This window comes from Nocardioides sp. GCM10030259 (assembly GCF_042666375.1).
Lineage (GTDB): Bacteria > Actinomycetota > Actinomycetes > Propionibacteriales > Nocardioidaceae > Nocardioides.
The window spans coordinates 130,968-154,267 of record NZ_JBHTDF010000003.1 but is presented as its reverse complement, the minus strand read 5'-3'; the positions used below and the strand labels follow the sequence as shown (position 1 = coordinate 154,267).

Genomic DNA, 23,300 nt, shown 5'->3' with positions numbered 1-23,300 from the left:
CCCGTAGCATCCCGTGACCGTGGGGACGACGTGGCGGCTCGAGGATGTCGACCTCCTCGGGCTCCTCGATCGCCTGCCGACCGACGCGACCCCGGCGCCGGTGTCCAGGCCGGAGGGACGGCTGCGGTGGGTCGCACACAGCTTCCCCGACGTCCCGCGGGCACTGGGCGTGCCGTCCCCGCCCGCTGCCTGGCCGACCCACCTGACCTGGGCGGAGGCGGCCCGCCTGGTCGCCGAGGAGGCGGCCGTCTGGGCCCGCCCCGGTCGCGAGGACGCGCTCGAGGCACCCCATGTCATGGTGCGCTCGGACGACGCCGTCCTCGACGCTGACCACGAGCCGCTCGTCTCCGTGGCGGCGCGCGCGAGCCAGGTGCTCCCCCGACGGCTCTACGTGCTGGAGCGCGGTGAGGGCGCGACGCGGGCCCTGCGCCGCGACCTGCTCGACCACCTCCAGGACTCCCAGCGCAGCCTGCTGCTCGAGCGCGTCGACGAGGGCCGGGTCGTCGTGCGCGCCCTCGGCGCCGACGGGGTCGAGCCGGTGGCGCGGTGGCGGGCGGAGCGCGACGGCGCGTACGCCGGGTTCGTCGCGCGCGTGCTGATCGGGCTCGGGGTCGAGACCGTGCACGCGCTGCACGCCGACGTGGTCGTGCTCGACGTGGCCGGACGGCTCGGCGTACCCACCATCATGGGAACGGCTCCCGACTCCGGCGCACACCCACTGACGCGGGCCAACGACGAGCGCGCCCGCTACGAGCCCCCCGGCCTGCCCCGCCTCGGCATCGTCACGCCGGGTGCCCCCGACCGGATCGCGCCGACCGCGCACGTCCGCGCGCTCCGGCGTGCGGTCAACGCGGCCGGTCGCGGCCTGCTGACCTGGGAGCGGCTGGTGGCGAGCGACTACGCAGACGGCCTCGTCGCGCGGCCGTTCGACGCGATGGTGCTGGTGCGCAACGCCCTCGACGCCGACCAGGCGGAGCGGGTGCTGGCCCGCGCCCGCGCTGCGGGGACGCGGGTCGTGCTCGACCTCGACGACGACCTGCTGACCGACCACGCCGTCGACCGGCTGACCGCCCAGGGCTGGGACCCGGACGGACTCGCCGCGCTGCGGCGGCTGGTGCCCGAGGTCGACACCGTCGTCGTCAGCACCCCCGTGCTCGCCGACCTCCTGTCCGGCCTGAACCCGAACATCGTGTGCCGGCCCAACGAGCTCGACCCGCGCCTGTGGAGCCGCACGGTCACGACCGTGGACCCGCCCGGGGACACCGCCGCGCGCGTCCTCTACATGGGGTCCGCGACCCACACCGACGACCTCGCGCTGCTCGACGGCGTGGTCGCGGCGGTGTCGGACCGGCTCGGCCGCGAGGTGGTGCTCGAGATCGTCGGCGTCACGCCCGGCGACGCGGACGGCGTACGCCGGCTCGTGCCCGAGCGCACCGACCACCCCGGCTTCGTGACGTGGCTGCGCGAGCAGGCCCCGCGCTGGGACGCCGCTGTCGCGCCGCTGGCCGACACCGAGTTCAACGGGTGCAAGTCCGACCTCAAGCTGCTGGAGTACGCCCTTCTCGGGCTCCCCGCTGTCGCGTCCGACGTCGGGCCCTACGCCGGCTCCTCACTGGCTCGGCTGACCGCGAACACGACGGAGGCGTGGACGGTCGCGCTCGCCGACGCGATCCGGGCCGGCCGGGCGGGCGCCGAGCCCGCCGCGGCCGCGGTCCGCGCCGGCCGGATGATCGACGACGGGGCAGTCCGCGCGTGGGTGGACGAGGTGCTGGGTCAGCGCAGGTAGTGACGCACGGCCCGGGCCAGCGCGTCGGCGTACGCCGTGCGGCCGCGCGCCGAGGTCATCCGGCCCGCGTCGACGCGATCGCGCATGTTGCCGAGCTCGACCATCGCGGTGGGCAGGCGCGCGAAGTTGAGCGTCGTCAGGTCGGTGCGGACGTCGAGGCCGTCGCCGCCCGCGATGTAGTTCGCGACCGGGAGGCCGCTCCGGCGGAGGCTGCTCCGCACGACACCGGCGAAGCGCGCCGAGCCGGCCGGGGCGTCCGGCGCGACGATCACGTGGAAGCCGCGGGCTCCCCCGGCGAGGTTGCCGTCGGCGTGGATGCTCAGCTTCAGGTCGGCGCGCGGCCGGTTGCCGGCGCGGCCGCGCACGTCGACGCAGGGTCCCCAACGGCCCTGGCTGTTGGTGGTCCGGGTCATCCGCACGGTCGCGCCGCGGTGCTCGAGCCGGCTGCGGAGCAGGCGCGCGACCTCCCAGTTGAAGGTCGCCTCCGCGTAGCCGCCGGCCGTCGCCGTCCCGGTGGTGTTGCACGCCTTGCGGCCACCCCGGCCGTCGGGCACCAGCCGGTTGATCCGGCCCGGGAAGTTGTGGTTGCCGAGCTGGTGGCCGGGGTCGAGCACGACGACCCGGCCCGCCAGCGGGCGGGCGTCACGGGCGCCGGCGTCGACGCGCTCGGCGTACGCCGGCGCCGTCAGCCCACCGACCAGGGCAAGAACGACCGAGAAGACCGAGAGCACCGGGGTCACTCGTAGCCCAGGATCTCCTGGCGCTTCTCGCCCCAGGCGAGCGCCGAGGCGATCGCGTCCTCGAGCGAGAGCTCGGTGCGCCAGTCCAGCAGCCTGGTGGCGCGGTCGACGTTCGCGAAGGCCCCGACGGCGTCACCCGGGCGCGGTGGCGCCTCGGTGACCGGCACCTGCTCGCCGAAGACGTTCTCGAACGCGGTGATCAGCTCGCGCACGGTCACGCCGGAACCGGTGCCGAGGTTGAGGACGACGCTCGGCTCGCCGACCTCCGCGAGCACCCGGTCGAACCGCTCGACGGCCCGCACGTGGGCGCGCGCGACGTCCCAGACGTGGATGTAGTCGCGGATGCCCGTCCCGTCGCGGGTCGGGTGGTCGACGCCGGTGATCGTGAAGGAGTCCTTCTGGCCGCGGGCGGCCATCACGAGCTGGCCGAGCACGTGCGAGGGCTCGCGGGCGTAGATACCGGACTCGAGGTCGGGGTCGGACCCGATCGGGTTGAAGTAGCGCAGGATGATCGCGCGCAGGTCGGTCGCGGCCGCCATGTCCTGGAGGACCTGCTCCATCATCCGCTTGGTGCGGGCGTACGGCGAGGACGGGGCGAGCGCGTCGTCCTCGGTGACCTCGAAGTCGTCCTTCATCGCGTAGAGCGACGCCGACGACGAGAAGAGCACCCGCGGCTTGCCGAGCGCGTTGAGCTCGTCGAAGAGCTCGAGCGACTTGGCGACGTTGTCCTTGTAGTACTCGTACGGCTTCTCGACAGACTCGGGCACGACGATCCGCGCGGCCATGTGGATGGTGGCGTCGAGGTCGGGGTGCTCGTCGACCACGCGGCGCAGCAGCGCGCGGTCGCCGGCGTCGCCCTCGTAGAAGATCCGGTCGCGGACGAACGCCTTCGGTCCCGTCAGCAGCGAGTCGAGGACGATCGGCGTGTGCCCGGCCTCCTCGAGCGCCTTCGCAGTGGTCGAACCGATGTAGCCGGCGCCGCCGGTGACGAGGACCTTCATGGCCGTCAGCCTACGGGGGAGGTCCGGCGCCCAGATCGCGGCGGCGGAGGCCGTCGCCCGACACGTGGTCTAGACCGCGAGATCACCCAAAGGGGTCATGATAACGATTTCCGTCGGCGTTCCAGCCCACGACACACGGAATTCGTGCCTAATGGGCCTATCGGGGGATGGCACCGGGCGATCAGATCGCTCGACACGCCGCCCCCGAACGTCAGCCATGGGGAGGCAGACACATGGGAATCAGCGAGCTGGTCGACGCATCCGCCGCCACGGCGCTCACACACGCGCTGGAGCTGCAGCAACACCTCCGGGGGGCGAACTCGTCCGACCCGGCGGTCACCGAGTGCCGCGACGAGGTGCACCGCCTCGTCGCCGACATCGTCTCGCTGCGCAACGCCACGGAGCTGCTCAAGCGGGAGCTGGCGCGCGCCAGCTGACCACCGGCCCGCGTCGAGTCAGCGCCGGTCAGCGTCGGTCAGCACCGGGTCAGGGCCGCCACTGGGGATCGCGGCCGATGAAGCCGAGCATCCGGGTCTGGACGTCCGCGTCGGCGGGTACGTCGACCCGCGCGCCGTACTGACCACTGTTGCGCAGCAGCTCCTCGATCGGCTCCATGCCGGCGAGCAGCTCCTCGCAGGTCGCGGGGTCGAGCGCCTCGTCCTGCCCGGTGGCCCGCGCGAGGTCCCAGGTGTGCATGAAGACGTCCGCGGTGTAGAACCGGTCGACCGCCTCGGGGAGCGGGACGTCGCCGGTGTGCGGGTTCTTCAGCACGAGGCCGGCCGTCGCGGGATCGTCGAGCAGCGCCTGCACCGCGTCGGCCTGGAGCCGCCAGGCCGCGACCGGGTCGTCGTCCACCGTCGGCCCGCTCGGGAGGGCGATGCCGGTGCCGGACGAGAGGAAGCCGGGGAACCACTCGACGAGGTGGCGCACGACGTCGCGGGCCGTCCACCCGTCGACGGGCGCCGGGGCGTCCCAGTCGGTCGTGCCGACGACGCGCCGGCTGAACCCGCCGGCCACGTCACGGTGGCGCTCCGCCGGGGTGCTCATGCGCTCGCCGCCAGCAGCTCGTCGAGCTTCTCGTAGCCCTCGACCACGCCGACGTCCATGCCGCTGGAGAGGATCTGGTCGCGGATCTCGATCGACTCGACGACCGACGTCGCCACGACGCGGCAGCGGCCGCCGTCGAGCGCCTCGAACGCCATCGTCTCCAGGCTGACGCCGTCGGGCGCGCCGTCGAAGGAGAAGGTCTGCACGAGCCGCTCGGGCGCGCGCACCTCGTGGAACGACCCCCAGAAGCCGAAGCTGTCGGCGCCGCGGCGCGAGGTGTAGCGCCACTCCCCGCCCGTGCGGGCGTCCCACACGTCGATCGTGGAGTCGATGCTGCGCGGCCCGACCCACTGCACGAAGAGGTCGGGGTCGGTCCACGCCCGGAAGACGCGCTCCGGCGGAGCGTCGAACTCGCGGGTGATGCGGATGACCGGCAGGTCCGGCACGGCCTCGATCCGGGTCTGGCTCTGGTTCTGGGTCTGGTTCTGCGTCTTCATGATGCGGCTCCCTCCTCGGAGTCCTCGTCGTCCATCTGCGCCAGCACGGCGTCGAGGCGTTGGAAGCGCTCCTCCGCCTCGCGCCGGTAGCGCTCGATCCATGCGGTCATCAGGTCCAGCACCTCCGCCTCGAGGTGCACCGGCCGACGCTGGGCGTCGCGGCTGCGGCTCACCAGTCCGGCCTCCTCGAGCACCTTGAGGTGCTTGGAGACCGCCTGGACGCTCACGTCGTACGGCGCCGCGAGGTCGCCCACGGTGGCGTCGCCGTTCGCCGCGAGTCGGGCCACCAGGTCGCGGCGGGTCGGGTCCGCCAGGGCCTGGAACACCCGGGACAGCTGGTCGGCCACCGCAACCTCCTTCGTCAACCGATTGGTTGAGGAGAGGTTAGGCGCGTCTCGACGGCGTTGTCAACCATGTGGTTGCAGAAGATGATCGCCGCGAACACTCAGGTCGGGCGGGCCGGCGCCGATCGGGCCGAGGACACCCAGGCGAGAGCGAGGATCCATGTTCCTCATGACCGACGGCAGCGAGGCCGAGTCGTACTGCACCCCGTTCGAGGAGTGGTGCGCGTCGATGGACCTCCACCCCGAGGACTCACGCGCCTGGCCGCTCTACGAGGCGAGCATCGGAGCCGGAGCTCACACGCCGGCGGCGTCGTAGCGGCGCACGATCTCGGCGAAGGCGGCGTCCTCCCCCGAGGCACGGAAGGCGCGACCGACCGCGACCGCCAACGGCAGTGGCGCCACGCACCACACCGCCGCCACACCGAGCACGATCAGCACGACCGTCATGGGCACAGTGTGACCCCCGTCTCAGGTGCTGAAACCCCGACGCGCGGTTGATCTGCGCCGTTCCTCTGCGTTCCCTCAAGTTGCTGCGGCATACCCCAAATTGGGGAAAGGATCTGGCCTCGGTGGAACGGGGGGCTCCCGCCGCGCGTCCGGCGCGGGTGGAGCGAGGGGACATGGGGCTTGGATGACGCTGCTGTCGGTGAAGCGGACGCGGACACTCGGTCCGCCCAGTCGCACCCTTCGCTACCTGCCGGTCACGGCCCTTCTGTTCGACCTCGCCGTGATGACCGGCGTCTTCGTGCTGGCCGTGCTGGGCCGCAACCGTCTCGCCGTGTTCGAGACCGCGACCGACGTCTCCGCTGACGTGCTGGTCGTCGCTCCCCTGGCGCTGCTCGGGTGGCTGGTCGTGATCGCGGTCGGCGGCGGCTACCGGGACGACGTGCTCGGCGCCGGAACCGACGAGTTCAAGCGGGTGTTCAACGCCAGCGTGGTCACGGCGGGCCTGCTCGGCGTCGGCTGCTACCTCGCGAAGTTCCAGCTGGCGCGCGGGTTCTTCCTGCTGGCGTTCGCGATCGGCATCCCCGCGCTCCTGCTCGGACGCTTCCTGCTCCGCGAGGCCGTGCACCGGGCTCGGCGCCAGGGTCTGCTCCAGTACCGCGTGCTCATCGCCGGCTCCCCCGGCCACGTCGACGAGGTCGCCGCCGTGCTGCGGCGCGAGTCGTGGCTCGGCTACCACGTCGCGGGCGCGCTCGTCCCGGCGCAGGACATGCGCGAGGAGACCGCCGCCGGCGTGCCGGTCCTGGGCGTCACCGAGAAGGCGACCGAGCTCGCTCGCGCGGTCGACGCCGACGTCATCTTCTTCGCCGGCGGGGCGCTCACGTCGTCCACGCAGCTCCGGCGCATCGCCTGGGACCTGGAGAAGGACGAGATCCAGGTCGTGGTCGCGCCGAGCGTCACCGACGTCTCCAACGAGCGCGTCCGGATGCGACCGGTCGGCGGGCTGCCGCTCATGCACATCGACCCGCCTCGCGCGACCGACGCGTCCCGCTGGGGCAAGCGGCTCTTCGACATCGCCGGATCCCTCACCCTGATCGTCGCCTTCGCGCCGATCTTCGTCGTTGCCACGGCGCGCATCTGGCTGCACGACCGCGGCCCGATCCTCTTCCGGCAGACCCGGATCGGTCGCGACGGCCACGAGTTCACCTGCCTGAAGTACCGGACGATGGTCGTCAACGCGGACGACCTGATCGCTCAGATGCAGGCGGACCTCGGCCAGAGCGCCCTGCTCTTCAAGGTGAAGGAAGACCCTCGGATCACGAAGCCGGGCACGTGGCTGCGCCGCTACTCGGTCGACGAGCTGCCGCAGCTCTTCAACGTGCTGCGCGGCGACATGAGCCTGATCGGTCCTCGCCCGCAGGTGGCTCGCGAGGTCGCGCTCTACAACAGCGCGATGGCGCGGCGGTTGCGGGTCCGCCCGGGGATGACCGGCCTGTGGCAGGTCTCCGGCCGGAGCGAGCTCAGCCTGGAGGAGGCGATCCGCCTCGACCTCTACTACGTCGACAACTGGTCGATGCTCCAGGACCTCTCGATCCTCGGTCGCACCGTCGGCGCCGTCTTCGGCTCCCGCGGCGCGTACTAGGCCCGGGCCTGGGCCCGGCGGTCAGCGGTCGTCGAGCAATCCCAGCAGGTACCGCCCATACCCGCTCTTCACCAGCGGCTCGGCGCGCGCGGCCAGCTCCTCGTCGCCGAGGAAGCCCATCCGCCAGGCGGCCTCCTCCGGAGCGCCGATCTTGGTGCCCTGCCGGTGCTCGATCGCCCGCACGTAGTTGCCGGCGTCGTTGAGGTCGTCGAACGTGCCGGTGTCGAGCCAGGCGACGCCGCGCTGGAGCACCTCGACCTGGAGCGTGCCCTCGTCGAGGTAGGTGCGGTTGAGGTCCGTGATCTCGAGCTCACCGCGGGCCGACGGCTTCAGCGCCCTGGCCCGCTCGGCCACGGACTCGTCGTAGAAGTAGAGGCCCGGGACGGCGAAGCTGCTCTTGGGGTGCACGGGCTTCTCCTCGAGCGACACGGCGCGCATCTCGTCGTCGAACTCGACGACGCCGTACGCCGTCGGGTCGGCCACGCGGTAGCCGAACACAGCAGCGCCCTGGAGGTCGCTGAAGCGACTGAGCTGGGTGCCGAGGCCGGGCCCGTAGAAGAGGTTGTCGCCGAGCACCAGCCCGGAGACGCTGCCGCGCACGTGCTCCTCGCCGATGATGAACGCCTGCGCCAGCCCGTCGGGGCTCGGCTGCACGGCGTAGGTGATCGAGATGCCGAACTGGCCGCCGTCGCCGAGGAGCCGCCGGAACTGCTCCGCCTCGTGCGGCGTCGTGATCACGAGGATGTCCCGGATCCCGGCCAGGATGAGCGTCGAGAGCGGGTAGTAGATCATCGGCTTGTCGTAGACCGGCATCAGCTGCTTGCTCACCCCGAAGGTGATGGGGTGCAGCCGCGAGCCGGTGCCTCCGGCCAGGATGATTCCGCGCATGGGCACTCATCCTAGGATCACGCGTATGGATCGCATCCTCGTGACCGGTGGCGCCGGCTTCATCGGCTCCAACTTCGTGCAGCACGTCGTCGCCAACACCGATGCCCACGTGACCGTGCTCGACAAGCTGACGTACGCCTCGACCGAGGAGTCGCTGCAGGGCCTGCCCGACGACCGGGTGACGCTCGTGGTCGGCGACATCGCCGAGCCCGACGTGGTCGAGCCGCTGGTCGCCGGCGTCGACGCCGTCGTGCACTACGCCGCCGAGTCGCACAACGACAACAGCCTCTCCGACCCCGGCCCGTTCATCCGGACCAACGTGGTCGGCACGTTCACGCTGCTCGAGGCGGCCCGCAAGCACGACAAGCGCTTCCACCACGTCTCCACCGACGAGGTGTACGGCGACCTCGAGCTCGACGACCCGAAGCGGTTCACCGAGGACACGCCGTACAACCCGTCCTCGCCGTACTCCGCCTCGAAGGCGGGCTCCGACCACCTCGTGCGCGCCTGGGTGCGCTCGTTCGGCGTGCGCGCGACGATCTCGAACTGCTCCAACAACTACGGGCCGTGGCAGCACATCGAGAAGTTCATCCCCCGCCAGATCACCGAGGTCATCGACGGCCGCAGGCCGCGCGTCTACGGCGACGGCCTCAACGTCCGCGACTGGATCCACACCGAGGACCACTCGTCCGCCGTGCTCGCGATCCTCGAGCGCGGCCGGATCGGCGAGACCTACCTGATCGGCGCCGACGGCGAGAAGAACAACCTCGAGGTCGTGCAGGCGATCCTGCGCCACTTCGGGCGCAGCGACGACGACATCGAGTTCGTCACCGACCGGGCCGGCCACGACCGGCGCTACGCCATCGAGTCCGGCAAGCTGCGGCACGAGCTCGACTGGCAGCCGCAGTACCAGGACTTCGATGCGGGCCTGAAGGCCACGATCGAGTGGTACGTCGCGAACGAGGCCTGGTGGCGGCCGCACAAGGACGCCGTCGAGGCCGCCTACGCGGCGAAGGGCCAGTGACGGTGCCGGAGCTCGTCGAGACCCCGATCCCCGGGCTGCTCGTCGTCCGCCTGGACGTCCACGCGGACAGCCGCGGCTGGTTCAAGGAGAACTGGCAGCGCGAGAAGATGGTCGAGCTGGGCCTGCCCGACTTCGGGCCGGTGCAGAACAACATGTCGTTCAACGCCCGGCGCGGCGCCACGCGAGGCATCCACACCGAGCCGTGGGACAAGTTCGTCTCGGTCGCGACCGGCCGCGTCTTCGCCGCGTGGGTCGACATGCGCGAGGGCGAGTCCTTCGGCGCGACCTTCCACGTCGAGATCGACGAGAGCATCGCGGTCTTCGTCCCACGCGGCGTCGGCAACTCGTACCAGGCGCTCGAGGACGGCACGCTCTACTCCTACCTGGTCAACGACCACTGGCGGCCCGGCTTCGCCTACCCGGCACTGCACCTCGCCGACGAGACCGCCGGCATCCCGTGGCCGATCCCGCTGGACTCCTCCGAGGTCGAGATCTCGGAGAAGGACCAGGCCAACCCGCGGCTGGGCGATGTCACGCCGATGCAGCCGAAGAAGACGCTGATCATCGGCTGCCGCGGCCAGCTCGGCCGCGCGCTCCAGGTCGACTTCCCGGGCTCCGACCTCGTGGACCTCGACGAGCTGGACGTCACCGATGCGGACGCGGTGGCGAAGTGGCCGTGGCACGAGTACGCGCTGGTGCTCAACGCCGCGGCGTACACCGCGGTCGACGCGGCCGAGACGCCCGCGGGACGGCGTACGGCCTGGGCCGCGAACGCCGGCGCGCCCGCCACGCTGGCGCGGCTGTCGCGCGAGCACGGCTTCACGCTCGTGCACTACTCGAGCGAGTACGTCTTCGACGGCACCGCCGAGGAGCACACCGAGGACGAGCCACTCTCGCCGCTCGGCGTCTACGCGCAGACCAAGGCGGCTGGCGACGTCGCGGTCGCGACCGCGCCGCGGCACTACCTTCTGCGCACGTCGTGGGTGATCGGCGACGGCAACAACTTCGTGCGGACCATGCAGAAGCTGGCGACCAACGGCGTCTCGCCGAGCGTGGTCGACGACCAGCGGGGACGGCTGACCTTCACCGCGGAGCTGTCCCGGGCGACCCGGCACCTGCTCGAAGCGGGCGCGGCGTACGGCACCTACAACCTGAGCAACGGCGGGCCCGTGCAGTCGTGGGCGGAGATCGCGAAGTCGGTCTACCGGTTGTCCGGTCGCGACGAGGCCGACGTGACTCCGACGACGACCGAGGCCTACTTCGAGGGCAAGACCGACTACTCGCCGCGTCCGCTCAACAGCGCGATGAGCCTGGCGAAGATCGAGGCGACCGGCTTCGTGCCCGAGGACGCGACGGTCGCACTCGAGCGCTACCTCAGCGCCGGCGGGTGAGCCCGGCGAGCGCCGGCCGCACGTCGGCGAGGTAGACGAACGCCGCGATCGTGAAGACCAGGTTCAGCAGGTTGATCAGGCCGGGGAAGATGAACTGCACGACCACACCGAGCCCGAGGATGATCGTCCAGGCCGGCTTGGTCAGCTTGCCGGCCGCCGTGTAGTGCTCGCCCGACCACATCAGCGAGTTCACGAACGCGAAGACCTTCACCGCGAGCAGTACCAGGTAGACGATGAGCGTCACGCCCATCTGCAGGTCCAGCACGGTCGACATCACGGGCACAGCCTACGTGCACCGGTGGTCGAGCAGCGAGCGCCAGCGAGCGTCGTCGAGACCCCCGCACCACGACAGCGCGCGGGTGCGGGGGTCTCGACAGGCTCGACCAACGGAACGGACGCTGCGAGGTTCTCAACGAGCTCGACCAACGGGACCATCACCGGTGGTCGAGCAGCGAGCGCCAGCGAGCGTCGTCGAGACCCCCGCACCACGACAGCGCGCGGGTGCGGGGGTCTCGACGAGCTCGACCAGCGGATCGAATCAGTCGCCGACCTTCGCGGCGGCGTCGGTGGTCGCCTCGGCCGCGCTGGACGCGGTCTTCTTGGCCGCGGTCTTCGTGGCCTTGGCGCTGCTCTTCGGAGCAGCCGAGGACTTCTTGGCGGTCGACGTCGCCTTCTTGGTCGTCGACTTCGTGGTCTTCTTCGCGGCCTTGGTGGCCTGGGTCTGGGTCGTCTTCGCCTTGGCGGTGGTGGTCTGGGCGGCGGCCACGGTCGCCTGGGTCGACTCCTGGGCCCGGATCCGGCCGATCAGGGTCTCGCCGCGCTTCGCGAGGTCGGCGTACGTCGCGTTGACGGTGGCCGGCAGGCCGGCGGCGTCGGCCTGGAGCTCGGCGACGCGCTTCTCGATGGCCTCGCGGCGGGACTGGGCGTCCTTGGAGAGCGCGTCGAGCTGGGTGGTCACGATCACCAGGGCCTGGTCGCGCAGCGACTTCGGCTCGAGGTCGAGGCCGCTGAAGCGCTTCTGCAGGTCGGCGACCGCGTCGCGGACGTAGCCGACGACGACGTCGGTCGCACCGACGCCGGCGTACAGGGGCCGCGCGACCTCGGTCGGGAGCTCGATGGCGGCCAGGTCAAGGGTGGGGAGCTCGAACTTGGGCATGGGTGGTTACTCCTTCGGTTGGGTCGTCGTCGTCCCGTTGAGGGCCAGGAACGACGCGTAGACGTCGAGCAGCGACTGCTTCTGTCGCTCGGTGAGCGCGGAGTCGGCGAGGATGGCGAGCTCGACGGAGCCGCCCGCTCCGTCCTCGGGGTTGACGATCCCCGCACGCACGTAGAGCTGCTCGGCGGAGATGCGCAGCGCCTTCGCGAGCTGCTGCAGGACCTGGGCGGACGGCCGGCGCAGTCCGCGCTCGATCTGGCTCAGATACGGATTGGAGACGCCGGCCTGCTCGGCGAGCTGCCGCAACGACAGGTGGGCGCTCTCGCGCTGCTGTCGGAGGTAGTCACCGAGCGTCTCGACGGTCTTGCCGACCTTGCTCCGAGCCATGCCTCCACTGTGCTAGCAACAGCAAGCACTTTGCAAGCACTGCCCGTGTGAGACCGTCCACATGGGGCCGGACGTCACACGGGCAGGCAGCCGCGGATCTCTCCGACCTCCCGGCCACCACCGAGCAGCGGCGCGCGCCCGACGCTCCGGATCGCCGCGCCGTCGACGCCGGACCGCCGGAGCGCGGCCGCCAGCACGACGGGCCAGGCACGCATGGCGCCGTCGTCGATCTTGAGCGCGAAGGACCGCCCGTCGTCGAGCGCGAGCGCGAAGCACGACTCGGCGCCCATCTTGCCGATCGCGCCCGGGATCGCGCTCAGCAGCGTCCGCTCGTCGCGGCGGGTTCCCGACACGAACTCCGGGTGCCGGCGGATCGCGTCTGCGACCAGCCGCTCCGGGCCGTCCTGCGCGACGGCCAGGCGGCGGAACGCCCGCGCCAGCCCGGTCAGCGACGAGGAGAGCAGCGGCGCCCCGCAGCCGTCGACGGCCACCGCGGCGGGCTCGCCGGTGAGCTCCTCGTACGTCGTGTGGATCGCCTGCTGGAGCGGGTGCTCCGGGTCGAGGTACGTGTGGAGGTCCCAGCCGTTGCGCGCGCAGGTGACCAGCATCGCGGCGTGCTTGCCCGAGCAGTTCATCTGCAGCGGGGTCCGCTCGCCGCCGGAGCGGAGCACGGCGTCGCGCTCGGTGTCGTCGAGCGGGAAGTCGGGCGGGGTCTGCAGCAGGTCCTCGGCGAGGTCCGCGGCGGCGAGGATGCGGCGTACGCCGTCCAGGTGGAAGGGCTCACCCGAGTGCGAGGCGCAGGCGAGCGCGAGCAGGTCGTGCGGCAGGTCGAGGCCGTGCCGCACCATCGCGAGCGCCTGCAGCGGCTTGTTGCACGACCGCGGCAGCAGGGGCGCGTCGACGCAGCCGACCGACCAGTCGACCTCGCCGTCGGCGCCGAGCGCGACCACCGAGCCGTGGTGGTGGCCCTCGACGAATCCGGAACGCACGAGCTCGGCCACGACGACGGGGTTGGGCATGGGTGCACAGTAACTTCACTGGAAATGGCAGGATTGCCGCCGTGTCGTCCTCCGTCCCGCAGTACTGCCCCCTGCCCCGGGAGCTCGACGACCTCGAGCTGCTGGCGATCGGGGCCCTCGCGCCGACGACGGCCTTCGACGAGCCCGGCAGCCCGGTCACGCTGACGCTCCCGCCCGACGTCGCCACCGCAGCCGCGGAGGCCGGGGCGGTCGAGCTCGTCGACCCCGAGGGACTGCCGCTCGCCCGGGTGTCGGTGCCCGGCGGCGAGGTGACGCCACTCACCCACGCGCAGTACGGGCCCTTCCGACGCCTCTACCTCTCACCCGCCCAGGTCCGTGAGCAGTACGCCGGCCGCACGGTCGTCCCCGTCGTCGACGTCCTCACCGAGGCGGAGATCGAGGTCGTCGGGTCGACCGGTCCCGTGCTGCTGCTCGCCCTGGTCGGCCACGGGACTCCGGAGCTGTCCGCCACCGGCCTGATCCGCGCGACGCTGGCCGCAGCCGACCTGATGCCCGACGCAGCCGTCGTCGCCGTACCGCTCTCCGCGCACGGAGACCCGGAGGCCGACCACCGCCTCGGCGTCCAGGTCGTGGCCAACTACGCGGGACCGGACCCGGTCATCGGCGTCCCCGACTCCGACTCCCCCTCCCCTGCAGCGATCCAGGCGATCGTCGACCAGGAGCGCCCCGACCCCGCCGACCAGGGCCTCGTCCTCTTCTTCACCGGCCTGTCGGGCAGCGGCAAGTCCACGCTCGCCCGCGCCCTCATGGACCGCATCCTCGAGCAGGGGGCGCGGAGCGTGACGAGCCTCGACGGCGACGTCGTACGCCGCCACCTCTCCGCCGGCCTGACCTTCTCGAAGGCCGACCGCGAGACCAACATCCGCCGGATCGGCTGGGTCGCCGCCGAGATCTCCCGCCACGGCGGCCTCGCGGTGTGCAGCCCGATCGCGCCGTTCGACGAGACCCGCCAGCAGGTGCGGGCGATGGTCGAGGACGCCGGCGGCGCCTTCTTCCTCGTCCACGTCGCCACCCCGCTGGAGGAGTGCGAGCGCCGCGACCGCAAGGGCCTCTACGCCAAGGCGCGCCGCGGGGAGATCCCCGAGTTCACCGGCATCTCCTCTCCCTACGAGGAGCCCGAGGACGCCGACGTCCGCGTCGACACCACCGGCCGCACCATCGAGGACGCCCTCGACGACGTCATCGACGCGCTCGCCGAGGCGGGCCACCTCGACCTCGCCGGCGCCGGGCGCGAGCCGCTCAAGGTCCTCTTCGTCTGCACCGCCAACATCTGCCGCTCGCCGTACATGGAGCTCACCGCGCGCCGCCTGGCCGGGACCGCGGACGTCGTCTTCTCCGGTGCCGGCACCCACGGCTCCGCGGGCGGCGTGATGGACGCCGAGATCGCGAAGGTGTACGCCGAGGGCGGCCGCAGCGACGGCGACTCGTTCACGAGCCGGGCCCTGTCGGCCGACCTGCTGCGCGACGCCGACCTCGTGCTCACCGCCGAGCACACGCACCGCCAGTTCATCCTCGACGACCACCCGGCGGAGTTCCGCAAGGTGTTCACGCTCGGCCAGTTCGCCGAGGCCGTCCGCGACGCCGACCCCGCGCTCTCCGGCCGCGAGCTGGTGGCCTACGCCGCCGAGCACCGCGGCCCGGCCGACCCCGCGCTCGACGTACCGGACCCCTACCGCCGCGGACCCGACGCCGCCCGCGCGTGCGCCACCCAGCTCGACGAGCTCCTGGCCGTCGTCGTACCCGCCCTCACGGGCGACCGGAGGACCACTGCATGAACGACGTCATCTCCGACGCCTTCTTCGGCATCCTGCTGGCCGGGTTCCTGGTCGGCATCGTCGTCGGGCTCACCGGCATGGGTGGCGGCGCCCTGATGACGCCGGCGCTGATCTTCCTCGGAGTCGGCGACGCCGCGACCGTGGTGACGGCCGACCTGACCGCGGCCGCGGTCTACAAGACCGGCGGGGCGGTGGTGCACGCCAAGGAGGGCTCGCCGAACTTCAGCCTCGCGCGCTGGCTGATCCTCGGCTCCGTGCCCATGGCGCTGCTGGGTCCGTGGATCATCCACCAGATCGCCGGCGACGAGCCGGAGTCGCTCGACAACCTGCTCAAGATCTGCATCGGGTTCGCGCTGCTGTTCGCGGCCTCGACGTACGCCCTGCGGCTCTACATCAACCTGCGCCGCGTGCGTGGCGGAGCGGCCGACGCCGACCCGAACCCCCGCATCCGGCCGATCCCGACCCTGCTGGTCGGCGCCCTCGGCGGCCTCCTGGTCGGCATCACCAGCGTCGGCTCCGGCTCGGTCATCATGATCGCGCTGCTGATGCTCTACCCCGGCCTGTCCGCGGTGAAGCTGGTCGGCACCGACCTCGTCCAGGCCGTGCCGCTGGTGCTCGCCGCCGCGATCTCCAACATCGCGATCAACGGCCTCGACTGGTCGATCCTGATCCCGCTCGTCCTCGGCTCCGTGCCCGGCACGATCATCGGCAGCCGCATCGCCCCGCGGGTGCCGCAGTCGATCATCCGGCGCGGCATCGTGATCGTGCTGACGATGTCGGGCGTCGCGCTGCTCGACAAGTCCGGCTGGGCGCCGCTCGGCGAGGACGAGACGCACCCGATGTTCATCGCGCTCGTCGGCATCGCGATGCTGGTGCTGGTGCCGCTGATCTGGGGGCTGATCCGCAAGACCCAGGGCATGCCGATGTTCGGCGCGCCGACCGTCGCCGAGCTCGACAACGTCGAGTACGCCGAACGGAGCGCCCGGACTCAGTCGCGACCGTAGATGTCGCGGGTGTAGACCTTCTCCGCGACGTCCTCGAGCACCTCGGTGCGCCTGTTGGCCACGATGACGTCGGCGCGCTTCTTGAACTCGTCGAGGTCGCGCACGACCTCGGAGTTGAAGAAGTCGTCGCCCTCCAGGCTGGGCTCGTAGACGATGACGTCGACGCCCTTGGCCTTGATCCGCTTCATGACGCCCTGGATCGACGACATCCGGAAGTTGTCGGAGCCGGCCTTCATGATCAGCCGGTAGATCCCCACTGTCTGCGGGCGCCGGCGCAGGATGTCGGCGGCGACGAAGTCCTTCCGCGTCGTGTTGGACTCCACGATCGCGCTGATCAGGTTCTGCGGCACGTCGCGGTAGTTCGCCTGGAGCTGCTTGGTGTCCTTCGGCAGGCAGTAGCCGCCGTACCCGAAGCTCGGGTTGTTGTAGTGGCTGCCGATGCGCGGGTCGAGGCCGACGCCCTCGATGATCTGCGCGCTGTCGAGGCCACGGGTCGCGGCGTACGTGTCGAGCTCGTTGAAGTAGGCCACCCGGAGCGCGAGATAGGTGTTGGCGAAGAGCTTGATCGCCTCGGCCTCGGTGGAGTCGGTGAGCAGGACCGGTACGTCGTCGTCCTCGGCTCCCTCGAGCAGCAGGTCGGCGACCATCTTGCCGGCCTCGCCGCGCTCCCCGACGACGATCCGGGACGGGTGGAGGTTGTCGAAGAGGGCCCGGCCCTCACGCAGGAACTCCGGGCTGAAGATGATGCAGGCGTCCGGGTGCCGCTCGCACAGGGCCTGGGTGAACCCGACCGGCACGGTCGACTTGATCACCAGCACCGCGGACGGCGTGACCGCGAGCGCCTCGGCGACGACCGCCTCCACCGACCTGGTGTCGAAGTAGTTGGAGCGGGGGTCGTAGTCCGTCGGGGTGGCGATCACGACCAGGTCGGCGTCGGCGTACGCCTGGTGCTTGTCGAGGGTCGCCGTCAGCCGGAGCTCGCGCCCGGCGAAGTACTCCTCGAGCTCCGGGTCCTCCAGTGGCGACTCCCGGCGGTTGACCATCTCGACCCGCTCGGCGTCGAGATCGACGGCCCAGACGTCGTGGCGCTGGCTCAGGATGACGGCGTTGGCCAGCCCGACGTACCCCAGCCCCACGATCGTGATCTTCACGGACCGAGCCTAGGCGGGTTCGCACGTCCGGGCAGCGGGTATGGACCGTTTCATCCGGACGGCGGACGACGCCGTAAAGTGAACCGGGTCACTCGACTTGATCGGCGCTTCGTGTCTGACGGCCGCTGATCGCTACGATGTGGGCTGCTTGCCCCGAGGAGAGGTCGCATTCCAGTCATGACCGCAACGCACGCCGACTACCGGCTGAGTCAGCTCGACCAGCTGGAGGCGGAGTCGATCCACATCTTCCGCGAGGTCGCCGCCGAGTTCGAGAAGCCCGTCCTGATGTTCTCGGGCGGCAAGGACTCGATCGTGATGATGCGCCTCGCCGAGAAGGCGTTCTACCCCGCGAAGATCCCCTTCCCTGTGCTCCAGGTGGACACCGGCTACGACTTCCCCGAGGTCCTCGCCTGCCGTGACAACTGGGTCAACCGGCTCGGCGCCCGCCTGATCGTGGCGAGCGTCGAGGAGGCGATCAAGGACGGCATCGTCATCGACGACGGCAAGACCAGCCGCAACCGTCTCCAGATCGGCACCCTGCTGAACGCCCTCGAGGAGGGCGGCTTCACCGCCGCCTTCGGTGGCGGCCGCCGCGACGAGGAGAAGGCCCGCGCCAAGGAGCGCGTCTACTCCCACCGCGACGAGTTCGGCCAGTGGGACCCGAAGAACCAGCGCCCGGAGCTGTGGAGCCTCTACAACGGCCGCCTCCACGAGGGCGAGCACATGCGGATCTTCCCGATCTCCAACTGGACCGAGCTGGACATCTGGCACTACATCGGTCGCGAGGGCATCGAGATCCCCTCGATCTACTTCTCCCACCGACGCCGCGTCTTCGAGCGCGACGGCATGCTGCTGACGGAGTCGGAGTTCAACCCGCTGCGCTCGGGCGAGAGCGCCGAGGAGCGGACCGTCCGGTTCCGCACGGTCGGCGACCTGACGCTCACCGGCTGCGTGGCGTCCGAGGCCGACACCATCGACAAGATCATCGACGAGATCGCCATCGCCCGCGTGACCGAGCGCGGCGCGACCCGAGGCGACGACCGGTTCTCCGAGGCTGCCATGGAGGACCGGAAGAAGGAAGGCTACTTCTGATGGGCGACACCACCACCCCCGACGCTGGGCTCACCCAGGCCCAGGTCGCCCAGCAGACCCGCGACATGGACCTGCTCCGCTTCGCGACCGCGGGCTCCGTGGACGACGGCAAGTCCACGCTGATCGGCCGCCTGCTGCTCGACTCCAAGTCGATCTTCGAGGACCAGCTCGAGGCGGTCGAGGCCACCTCGCAGTCCAAGGGCTACGACTACACCGACCTGGCGCTGCTGACCGACGGCCTCCGCTCCGAGCGCGAGCAGGGCATCACGATCGACGTCGCGTACCGCTACTTCGCGACGCCCACCCGCAAGTTCATCATCGCGGACACCCCGGGCCACGTGCAGTACACCCGCAACATGGTCACCGGCGCCTCCACCGCCGACCTCGGCCTCGTGCTCGTCGACGCCCGCCAGGGCCTGACCGAGCAGTCCCGCCGGCACGCGGTGATCCTGTCGCTGCTCCGCGTCCCGCACCTCGTGCTCGCGGTCAACAAGATGGACCTCGTCGGGTTCGACCAGGACATCTACGAGAAGATCCACGCCGAGTTCACGGCGTTCGCGACCAAGCTCAACATCCCCGACCTCGAGGTCATCCCGATCTCCGCGCTCCAGGGCGACAACGTCGTCGAGCGGTCGGACAACATGAAGTGGTACTCCGGCCCCACGCTGATGCACCACCTCGAGCACGTCCACGTCGCCTCCGACCGCGACCTCGTCGACGTCCGCTTCCCGGTGCAGTACGTCGTACGCCCGAAGTCCGACGAGCACCACGACTACCGCGGCTACGGCGGCCAGGTCGCCGGTGGCGTCCTCAAGCCTGGCGACGAGGTCGTCGTGCTCCCCTCGGGCATGACCTCGAAGATCGCCGGCATCGACCTCTTCGACCAGGAGGTCACCGAGGCGTTCCCGCCGATGTCGGTCACCGTCCGCCTCGAGGACGACGTCGACGTCTCCCGCGGCGACCTGATCGCGCGCGTCAACAACGCCCCGAAGCCGTCGCAGGACATCGACGCGATGATCTGCTGGATGACCAACGAGCCGCTCCGCCCCCGGCAGAAGCTCGCCATCAAGCACACCACTCGCTCGGCCCGGGCGCTGGTGAAGGACATCCAGTACCGCCTGGACGTCAACACCCTGCACCGCGACCAGGACACCAAGGAGCTCGGCCTCAACGAGATCGGCCGCGTCCAGCTGCGCACCACCGTGCCGCTGCTGTGCGACCCCTACTCGAAGAACCGCACCACCGGCTCCTTCATCCTGATCGACGAGGCCACCGGCGTCACCGTCGGCGCCGGGATGATCAACTCCGGAAGCTGACCCCGCCTGTACGACGAGAGCCCGCTCGACCGACCGGTCGAGCGGGCTCTTCGCATGTTCACCGGCCGAGCCCTCCGAAGAACGCCCGGATGTCCGACGCGACCTCGCCCGGCACCTCCATCGCCGGGAAGTGCAGACCCCGCTGGTGCTCGGACCAGAACGCACCCTCCGGCGCGGGGACGAGCTTGCGGACCGTGTCGTCGGCGCCGAACACCGAGAACCCATGGGGCACGTTCGCCGGCGTGCCCCAGTCCGCGGAGTGGGCCTGGTCGTAGAGGACGTGGGCGGCACCCCCACCAGCGCGGTTGAACCAGTAGATGCCGACGTGGGTCAGGAGCAGGTCGCGGTCGATCTCGACCTCGGTCCATTCATGGAGCTTCTCGGCGATCCAGGCGAGCTGGAACACCGGCGAGTCGGCGAGCGCGTACCCGATCGTCCGCGGCCGCGTCTGCTGGATCGCGAGGTAGCCGGAACCGTCGTTCGTGAACGCGTCCATCCGCTCGAGGATCAGCGCGTCGGTCGGGTCGTCGACGTCCAGCCGGTCGGCCATGCCGGGGATGAAGGTCGCCGTGTTCGCAGCCGTCATCGGATCCGTGACGATGTGCACGCCGGTCACGTGCGCCTCGTCGTACCCCGCGATCATGCCGGCAACGCCGGCACCGATGTCGCCGCCGTGCACGCCGTACTGCTCGTAGCCGAGCCGGGCCATCAGCTCGACGAACGCTCGGGCGATGCGTCCCATCGTCCAGCCGGCGGACGCCAGCGGGGTCGAGAACCCGAACCCGGGCAGCGACGGCACGACCACGTGGAAGGCCGGCCCGTCCGCCGGCTCGACGAGGTCGTCGACGATCCCGGCGAACTCCGCGAACGAGCTCGGGTAACCGTGGAGCAGCAGCAGCGGGACCGCGTCGGTCCGGCCGGACCGGACGTGGGCGAAGTGGATCGGCTGGTCGTCGATCGTGGTGGTGAACTGCGGGAGCTCGTTGAGAGCGGCCTCGTGCGCGCGCCAGTCGTACGACGACCGCCAGTGCTCGAGGACCTCGGCAAGCTCGCCGTCGGGGATGCCGCGACTCCGGTCGGACGGGTCGGTCCCGTCGAGACGATCCGGCCAGCGGACACGGCCGAGCCGGTCGCGCAGGTCGTCCACGTCGGCCTGCGGAACCTCGATTCGGAAGGGGCGGATCTGGTCGTTCATGGTTCCTCCTCGTGCTGGCTGGGTGCTCCCAGGCTAGGAAGCAACGCGGAAAGGTTCGTTCCTCAATCGGATGCGATACTGCAGAGATGCTGGAGACGTCGGCCCGCCTGCTCCGCCTGCTGTCCCTGCTCCAGAGCCGCCCTGACTGGACGGGACACGAGCTGGCCGATCGACTCGAGGTCACCACCCGCACGATCCGGAACGACGTGGGTCGGCTCCGTGAGCTCGGCTATCCGGTCGAGGCCCGGTCCGGCGTCGCTGGCGGCTACCGGCTGGGCCCGGGTGGCTCGTTGCCGCCGTTGCTGCTCGACGACGAGGAGGCAGTGGCCGTTGCCGTGGGCCTGCGTACGGCGGCCGGCTCGGCGGTCGCCGGGATCGAGGATGCGTCGCTCCGGGCGCTGATGAAGCTCCAACAGGTGCTGCCGTCCCGGCTGCGCCACCGGACGCGAGCATTCGAGGCCGCCCTCCAGGCACCCGCCCCGGGCCCGCTCGTGGACGGGGAGATCCTGACGATGCTCGCCGGCGCGTGCCGCGACCGCGAGGTGGTCCGCCTCGACTACCAGGCGCATGACGGCCGGCGCGCTCGGCGCCGCGTCGAGCCGTACCGCCTGGTCAGCCACCGGCGGCGGTGGTACCTCGTCGCCTGGGACCTCGACCGCGACGGCTGGCGCACGTTCCGGGTGGACCGGATCACGCCGCGGACGCCGACCGGCCCCCGGTTCACGCCGCGGCTGATGCCGCCCGATGCCGAGGTCGTCGAGCGGGTCCAGCGGGCCGCCGGCGAGGCGATGTGGCGGTTCCGTGCGCGCGTCGTCGTCCATGCACCTGCTGCGCACGTGCGCGCCCGGATGCCGATCCCGGTGGACGTCGACGAGCTCGCGGAGGACCGGTGCGCGTTCGAGCCCGGCAGCGACGACCCGCGCGCTCTCGCGCTCTGGCTCGGCTTCCTCGACGCCGACTTCGAGGTCGAGTCCGAGGAGCTGGGCGACGCCCTCCGCGCCCTCGCCGACCGCCTGCGCAGGGCAGCGGGCTGAACCACGGCCGACCCACTGCGGTGGGCGAGGCCATGATCGCCCCGGCCGCGCAAGGTTCTCGCAAGGGAATCCGCGAGGTTCGGGTCGTCTGGGACACTCGTACCGTGCACCTGCTTGACTGCCCGGTCCGTGACTACGCCTGGGGTTCGCGCACCCACATCCCGAGGTTCCTCGGGCGGGACGCGACCGGCGACCCCCAGGCGGAGCTGTGGATCGGCGCCCACGACGGCGACCCGTCGCGGCTGCCGGACGGTCAGCTGCTGAACGACGCGATCCGCCAGGACCCCGACACGATGGTCGGCGGCCGGGTGCAGACGATGTTCGGCCCCCGGCTGCCCTTCCTGGTGAAGGCGCTCTCGGCGGCCGAGCCCCTGTCGCTCCAGGTGCACCCGACGACCGAGCGGGCTCGGATCGGGTACGACGCCGAGGACGCGGCCGGGATCCCGGTCGGGTCGCCGACCCGGTGCTACCAGGACAAGTTCCACAAGCCCGAGCTGATCCTCGCGGTCACCCGCTTCGAGGGCATGGCCGGCTTCCGGGACGTCGAGAGCTCGGCGCGCATCCTGCGGCTGCTCGACGTACCGTGGGCCGACGACGTCGCCTGGCGGCTCGAGGAGGGCTCCGCCTTCCAGACGCTGCGGGAGGTCGTCACCGAGATGCTCGCAATGGAGGGCCCGGGCCTCGCGAAGCTGCTGTCCGAGATCCGGACCGCGGCCGTGCGCGCCGAGGAGCGCGGCCACCGCGAGGACCTGCGCTCCGGTCGCCCGCGCCGGGAGCGCACCAGCGTCGCCCGCGAGGCCACCCGTGTCTTCGCCCAGACCGTCTCGCTCATCGATCACTACCCGTCGGATCCGGGGGTGCTGGTCACGCTGCTCCTCAACCACGTCGTGCTCGCGCCGGGCGAGGCGATGTTCCTCGACGCCGGCGTCATCCACGCCTACACGTCGGGCTTCGGGGTCGAGGTCATGGCGTCGTCCGACAACGTGCTGCGCGCGGGTCTCACGCCCAAGCACGTCGACGTGCCGGAGCTGCTCCAGGTCACGAACTTCACCCCGATCCCGCCGCCGCTGTGGCAGCCGATCATCCGCGGCGACGTCGCCCACTTCGATCCGCCGGTCACCGAGTTCGCGCTGCGCGTCGGCCCTGCGCCGATCGAGGCGCCCGCGGTCGACGGGCCCCGCATCGTGCTCGTCCTCGACGGCGAGGTGACCGTCGCGACCGCGGCCGAGACGCAGATCGTCTCGCGCGGCGAGGCGCTGTTCATCGCGCACGCCGACGGCGAGGCCAGCATCAGCGGCGAGGGCCAGGTCGCCATCGCCTCCGTCCCGGCCTGAGCCGGGACCGCT

General features: G+C 71.3%; 25 protein-coding genes. 12 read left to right on the top strand and 13 right to left on the bottom strand.

Annotation, left to right across the window (positions count from 1 at the left end; all coding sequences use genetic code 11):
* The first annotated feature begins 13 nt into the window (after positions 1–13).
* Positions 14–1,786, top strand: coding sequence for a glycosyltransferase (locus ACFQQI_RS03405; protein ID WP_378557936.1), 1,773 nt, complete (start codon positions 14–16; stop codon positions 1,784–1,786).
* Here ACFQQI_RS03405 and ACFQQI_RS03400 read toward each other — a convergent pair.
* Both ACFQQI_RS03400 and galE read right to left on the bottom strand, forming a co-directional pair.
* The gene (locus ACFQQI_RS03400) at positions 1,774–2,526 is read right to left on the bottom strand and encodes an N-acetylmuramoyl-L-alanine amidase (RefSeq protein ID WP_378557933.1); all 753 of its coding nucleotides are present in this window, start codon (positions 2,524–2,526) and stop codon (positions 1,774–1,776) included. The two genes, ACFQQI_RS03405 and ACFQQI_RS03400, sit on opposite strands and share 13 nt — an antisense overlap.
* Complete coding sequence (gene galE / locus ACFQQI_RS03395) at positions 2,523–3,527, bottom strand: UDP-glucose 4-epimerase GalE (protein WP_378557930.1); 1,005 nt, start codon at positions 3,525–3,527, stop codon at positions 2,523–2,525. Before galE ends, ACFQQI_RS03400 begins: the two co-directional genes overlap by 4 nt.
* Positions 3,528–3,760: 233 nt before the next feature.
* On the opposite strand from galE, the gene ACFQQI_RS03390 reads away from it, so the two are divergent.
* Positions 3,761–3,964, top strand: a complete 204-nt coding sequence (locus ACFQQI_RS03390) for a hypothetical protein (protein ID WP_378557927.1) — start codon at positions 3,761–3,763, stop codon at positions 3,962–3,964.
* Between the two features lie 49 nt (positions 3,965–4,013).
* On the opposite strand, the gene ACFQQI_RS03385 is transcribed toward ACFQQI_RS03390, so the two are convergent.
* Genes ACFQQI_RS03385 through ACFQQI_RS03375 form a run of 3 tightly spaced genes read right to left on the bottom strand, consistent with a single transcriptional unit; the run spans position 4,014 to position 5,418 of the window.
* A complete protein-coding gene (locus tag ACFQQI_RS03385; RefSeq protein ID WP_378557924.1) occupies positions 4,014–4,574 on the bottom strand; it encodes a TIGR03086 family metal-binding protein in 561 nt (186 codons plus the stop codon).
* Complete coding sequence (locus tag ACFQQI_RS03380; protein ID WP_378557921.1) at positions 4,571–5,071, bottom strand: SRPBCC family protein; 501 nt, start codon at positions 5,069–5,071, stop codon at positions 4,571–4,573. The genes ACFQQI_RS03385 and ACFQQI_RS03380 overlap by 4 nt, the downstream gene beginning before the upstream one ends.
* Positions 5,068–5,418: an ArsR/SmtB family transcription factor gene (locus ACFQQI_RS03375; protein WP_378557918.1), complete on the bottom strand. Its 351-nt coding sequence runs from the start codon at positions 5,416–5,418 to the stop codon at positions 5,068–5,070. The genes ACFQQI_RS03380 and ACFQQI_RS03375 overlap by 4 nt, the downstream gene beginning before the upstream one ends.
* A gap of 166 nt (positions 5,419–5,584) precedes the next feature.
* Here ACFQQI_RS03375 and ACFQQI_RS03370 point away from each other — a divergent pair, with 166 nt between their 5' ends.
* Positions 5,585–5,731 carry a hypothetical protein gene (locus tag ACFQQI_RS03370; protein WP_378557915.1) on the top strand — a complete coding sequence of 49 codons (147 nt, stop codon included), beginning with the start codon at positions 5,585–5,587 and terminating at the stop codon, positions 5,729–5,731.
* Here ACFQQI_RS03370 and ACFQQI_RS03365 read toward each other — a convergent pair.
* On the bottom strand, positions 5,710–5,862 hold the full coding sequence (locus ACFQQI_RS03365) for a hypothetical protein (protein WP_378557912.1): 153 nt from the start codon (positions 5,860–5,862) through the stop codon (positions 5,710–5,712). The two genes, ACFQQI_RS03370 and ACFQQI_RS03365, sit on opposite strands and share 22 nt — an antisense overlap.
* Positions 5,863–6,046: 184 nt before the next feature.
* Between ACFQQI_RS03365 and ACFQQI_RS03360 the strand changes: the two genes are divergently transcribed.
* Complete coding sequence (locus tag ACFQQI_RS03360; protein ID WP_378557909.1) at positions 6,047–7,501, top strand: sugar transferase; 1,455 nt, start codon at positions 6,047–6,049, stop codon at positions 7,499–7,501.
* A 21-nt stretch (positions 7,502–7,522) separates the two neighbouring features.
* Here the strand turns inward: ACFQQI_RS03360 and rfbA are convergent, their stop codons facing one another.
* Positions 7,523–8,389, bottom strand: coding sequence for a glucose-1-phosphate thymidylyltransferase RfbA (gene rfbA, locus ACFQQI_RS03355; RefSeq protein ID WP_378557906.1), 867 nt, complete (start codon positions 8,387–8,389; stop codon positions 7,523–7,525).
* Between the two features lie 25 nt (positions 8,390–8,414).
* On the opposite strand from rfbA, the gene rfbB reads away from it, so the two are divergent.
* Both rfbB and ACFQQI_RS03345 read left to right on the top strand, forming a co-directional pair.
* Entirely contained in the window at positions 8,415–9,413 is a 999-nt protein-coding gene (rfbB, locus tag ACFQQI_RS03350; protein WP_378557903.1) for a dTDP-glucose 4,6-dehydratase, read from the top strand.
* Positions 9,414–9,415: 2 nt separating this feature from the next.
* Positions 9,416–10,804: a sugar nucleotide-binding protein gene (locus ACFQQI_RS03345; RefSeq protein WP_378557900.1), complete on the top strand. Its 1,389-nt coding sequence runs from the start codon at positions 9,416–9,418 to the stop codon at positions 10,802–10,804.
* Here ACFQQI_RS03345 and ACFQQI_RS03340 read toward each other — a convergent pair.
* The 4 genes from ACFQQI_RS03340 to ACFQQI_RS03325 all read right to left on the bottom strand — a co-directional run bounded on the left by ACFQQI_RS03340 (position 10,788) and on the right by ACFQQI_RS03325 (position 13,366).
* A complete protein-coding gene (locus tag ACFQQI_RS03340; RefSeq protein WP_378558338.1) occupies positions 10,788–11,078 on the bottom strand; it encodes a DUF2516 family protein in 291 nt (96 codons plus the stop codon). The two genes, ACFQQI_RS03345 and ACFQQI_RS03340, sit on opposite strands and share 17 nt — an antisense overlap.
* A gap of 264 nt (positions 11,079–11,342) precedes the next feature.
* Positions 11,343–11,960 carry a hypothetical protein gene (locus ACFQQI_RS03335; RefSeq protein ID WP_378557897.1) on the bottom strand — a complete coding sequence of 206 codons (618 nt, stop codon included), beginning with the start codon at positions 11,958–11,960 and terminating at the stop codon, positions 11,343–11,345.
* Positions 11,961–11,966: 6 nt separating this feature from the next.
* Positions 11,967–12,347 carry a helix-turn-helix domain-containing protein gene (locus tag ACFQQI_RS03330; RefSeq protein ID WP_378557895.1) on the bottom strand — a complete coding sequence of 127 codons (381 nt, stop codon included), beginning with the start codon at positions 12,345–12,347 and terminating at the stop codon, positions 11,967–11,969.
* A 74-nt stretch (positions 12,348–12,421) separates the two neighbouring features.
* A complete protein-coding gene (locus ACFQQI_RS03325) occupies positions 12,422–13,366 on the bottom strand; it encodes an asparaginase (protein ID WP_378557892.1) in 945 nt (314 codons plus the stop codon).
* Positions 13,367–13,407: 41 nt separating this feature from the next.
* Here ACFQQI_RS03325 and cysC point away from each other — a divergent pair, with 41 nt between their 5' ends.
* Both cysC and ACFQQI_RS03315 read left to right on the top strand, forming a co-directional pair.
* Entirely contained in the window at positions 13,408–15,162 is a 1,755-nt protein-coding gene (gene cysC, locus ACFQQI_RS03320) for an adenylyl-sulfate kinase (protein WP_378557889.1), read from the top strand.
* Positions 15,159–16,166 (top strand): sulfite exporter TauE/SafE family protein, encoded by a 1,008-nt coding sequence (locus ACFQQI_RS03315; protein WP_378557886.1) that lies wholly within the window; start codon positions 15,159–15,161, stop codon positions 16,164–16,166. Before cysC ends, ACFQQI_RS03315 begins: the two co-directional genes overlap by 4 nt.
* Here the strand turns inward: ACFQQI_RS03315 and ACFQQI_RS03310 are convergent.
* Positions 16,151–17,317, bottom strand: coding sequence for a nucleotide sugar dehydrogenase (locus ACFQQI_RS03310; RefSeq protein ID WP_378557883.1), 1,167 nt, complete (start codon positions 17,315–17,317; stop codon positions 16,151–16,153). The two genes, ACFQQI_RS03315 and ACFQQI_RS03310, sit on opposite strands and share 16 nt — an antisense overlap.
* Positions 17,318–17,494: 177 nt before the next feature.
* Between ACFQQI_RS03310 and cysD the strand changes: the two genes are divergently transcribed.
* Both cysD and cysN read left to right on the top strand, forming a co-directional pair.
* Positions 17,495–18,409 carry a sulfate adenylyltransferase subunit CysD gene (gene cysD / locus ACFQQI_RS03305; protein ID WP_378557880.1) on the top strand — a complete coding sequence of 305 codons (915 nt, stop codon included), beginning with the start codon at positions 17,495–17,497 and terminating at the stop codon, positions 18,407–18,409.
* Positions 18,409–19,725, top strand: coding sequence for a sulfate adenylyltransferase subunit CysN (gene cysN, locus ACFQQI_RS03300; RefSeq protein ID WP_378557877.1), 1,317 nt, complete (start codon positions 18,409–18,411; stop codon positions 19,723–19,725). The genes cysD and cysN overlap by 1 nt, the downstream gene beginning before the upstream one ends.
* Before the next feature lie 58 nt (positions 19,726–19,783).
* Here the strand turns inward: cysN and ACFQQI_RS03295 are convergent, their stop codons facing one another.
* The gene (locus ACFQQI_RS03295; RefSeq protein ID WP_378557874.1) at positions 19,784–20,920 is read right to left on the bottom strand and encodes an epoxide hydrolase family protein; all 1,137 of its coding nucleotides are present in this window, start codon (positions 20,918–20,920) and stop codon (positions 19,784–19,786) included.
* A gap of 86 nt (positions 20,921–21,006) precedes the next feature.
* Between ACFQQI_RS03295 and ACFQQI_RS03290 the strand changes: the two genes are divergently transcribed.
* Entirely contained in the window at positions 21,007–21,954 is a 948-nt protein-coding gene (locus tag ACFQQI_RS03290) for a helix-turn-helix transcriptional regulator (protein WP_378557871.1), read from the top strand.
* A gap of 104 nt (positions 21,955–22,058) precedes the next feature.
* Positions 22,059–23,288 (top strand): mannose-6-phosphate isomerase, class I, encoded by a 1,230-nt coding sequence (gene manA, locus ACFQQI_RS03285; RefSeq protein ID WP_378557868.1) that lies wholly within the window; start codon positions 22,059–22,061, stop codon positions 23,286–23,288.
* The last annotated feature ends 12 nt before the right edge of the window (positions 23,289–23,300 follow it).

Excerpts from the sequence above, each read along its gene's own strand:
- rfbB (WP_378557903.1), top strand. The coding sequence starts at position 8,415 with ATGGATCGCATCCTCGTGACCGGTGGCGCCGGCTTCATCGGCTCCAAC.
- ACFQQI_RS03365 (WP_378557912.1), bottom strand. The coding sequence starts at position 5,862 with ATGACGGTCGTGCTGATCGTGCTCGGTGTGGCGGCGGTGTGGTGCGTG.
- ACFQQI_RS03360 (WP_378557909.1), top strand. The coding sequence starts at position 6,047 with ATGACGCTGCTGTCGGTGAAGCGGACGCGGACACTCGGTCCGCCCAGT.
- ACFQQI_RS03325 (WP_378557892.1), bottom strand. The coding sequence starts at position 13,366 with ATGCCCAACCCCGTCGTCGTGGCCGAGCTCGTGCGTTCCGGATTCGTC.
- ACFQQI_RS03290 (WP_378557871.1), top strand. The coding sequence starts at position 21,007 with ATGCTGGAGACGTCGGCCCGCCTGCTCCGCCTGCTGTCCCTGCTCCAG.
- ACFQQI_RS03295 (WP_378557874.1), bottom strand. The coding sequence starts at position 20,920 with ATGAACGACCAGATCCGCCCCTTCCGAATCGAGGTTCCGCAGGCCGAC.
- cysD (WP_378557880.1), top strand. The coding sequence starts at position 17,495 with ATGACCGCAACGCACGCCGACTACCGGCTGAGTCAGCTCGACCAGCTG.
- cysN (WP_378557877.1), top strand. The coding sequence starts at position 18,409 with ATGGGCGACACCACCACCCCCGACGCTGGGCTCACCCAGGCCCAGGTC.
- rfbA (WP_378557906.1), bottom strand. The coding sequence starts at position 8,389 with ATGCGCGGAATCATCCTGGCCGGAGGCACCGGCTCGCGGCTGCACCCC.
- ACFQQI_RS03330 (WP_378557895.1), bottom strand. The coding sequence starts at position 12,347 with ATGGCTCGGAGCAAGGTCGGCAAGACCGTCGAGACGCTCGGTGACTAC.
- ACFQQI_RS03385 (WP_378557924.1), bottom strand. The coding sequence starts at position 4,574 with ATGAGCACCCCGGCGGAGCGCCACCGTGACGTGGCCGGCGGGTTCAGC.
- ACFQQI_RS03380 (WP_378557921.1), bottom strand. The coding sequence starts at position 5,071 with ATGAAGACGCAGAACCAGACCCAGAACCAGAGCCAGACCCGGATCGAG.
- ACFQQI_RS03340 (WP_378558338.1), bottom strand. The coding sequence starts at position 11,078 with ATGTCGACCGTGCTGGACCTGCAGATGGGCGTGACGCTCATCGTCTAC.
- ACFQQI_RS03370 (WP_378557915.1), top strand. The coding sequence starts at position 5,585 with ATGACCGACGGCAGCGAGGCCGAGTCGTACTGCACCCCGTTCGAGGAG.
- ACFQQI_RS03315 (WP_378557886.1), top strand. The coding sequence starts at position 15,159 with ATGAACGACGTCATCTCCGACGCCTTCTTCGGCATCCTGCTGGCCGGG.
- ACFQQI_RS03390 (WP_378557927.1), top strand. The coding sequence starts at position 3,761 with ATGGGAATCAGCGAGCTGGTCGACGCATCCGCCGCCACGGCGCTCACA.
- galE (WP_378557930.1), bottom strand. The coding sequence starts at position 3,527 with ATGAAGGTCCTCGTCACCGGCGGCGCCGGCTACATCGGTTCGACCACT.
- ACFQQI_RS03335 (WP_378557897.1), bottom strand. The coding sequence starts at position 11,960 with ATGCCCAAGTTCGAGCTCCCCACCCTTGACCTGGCCGCCATCGAGCTC.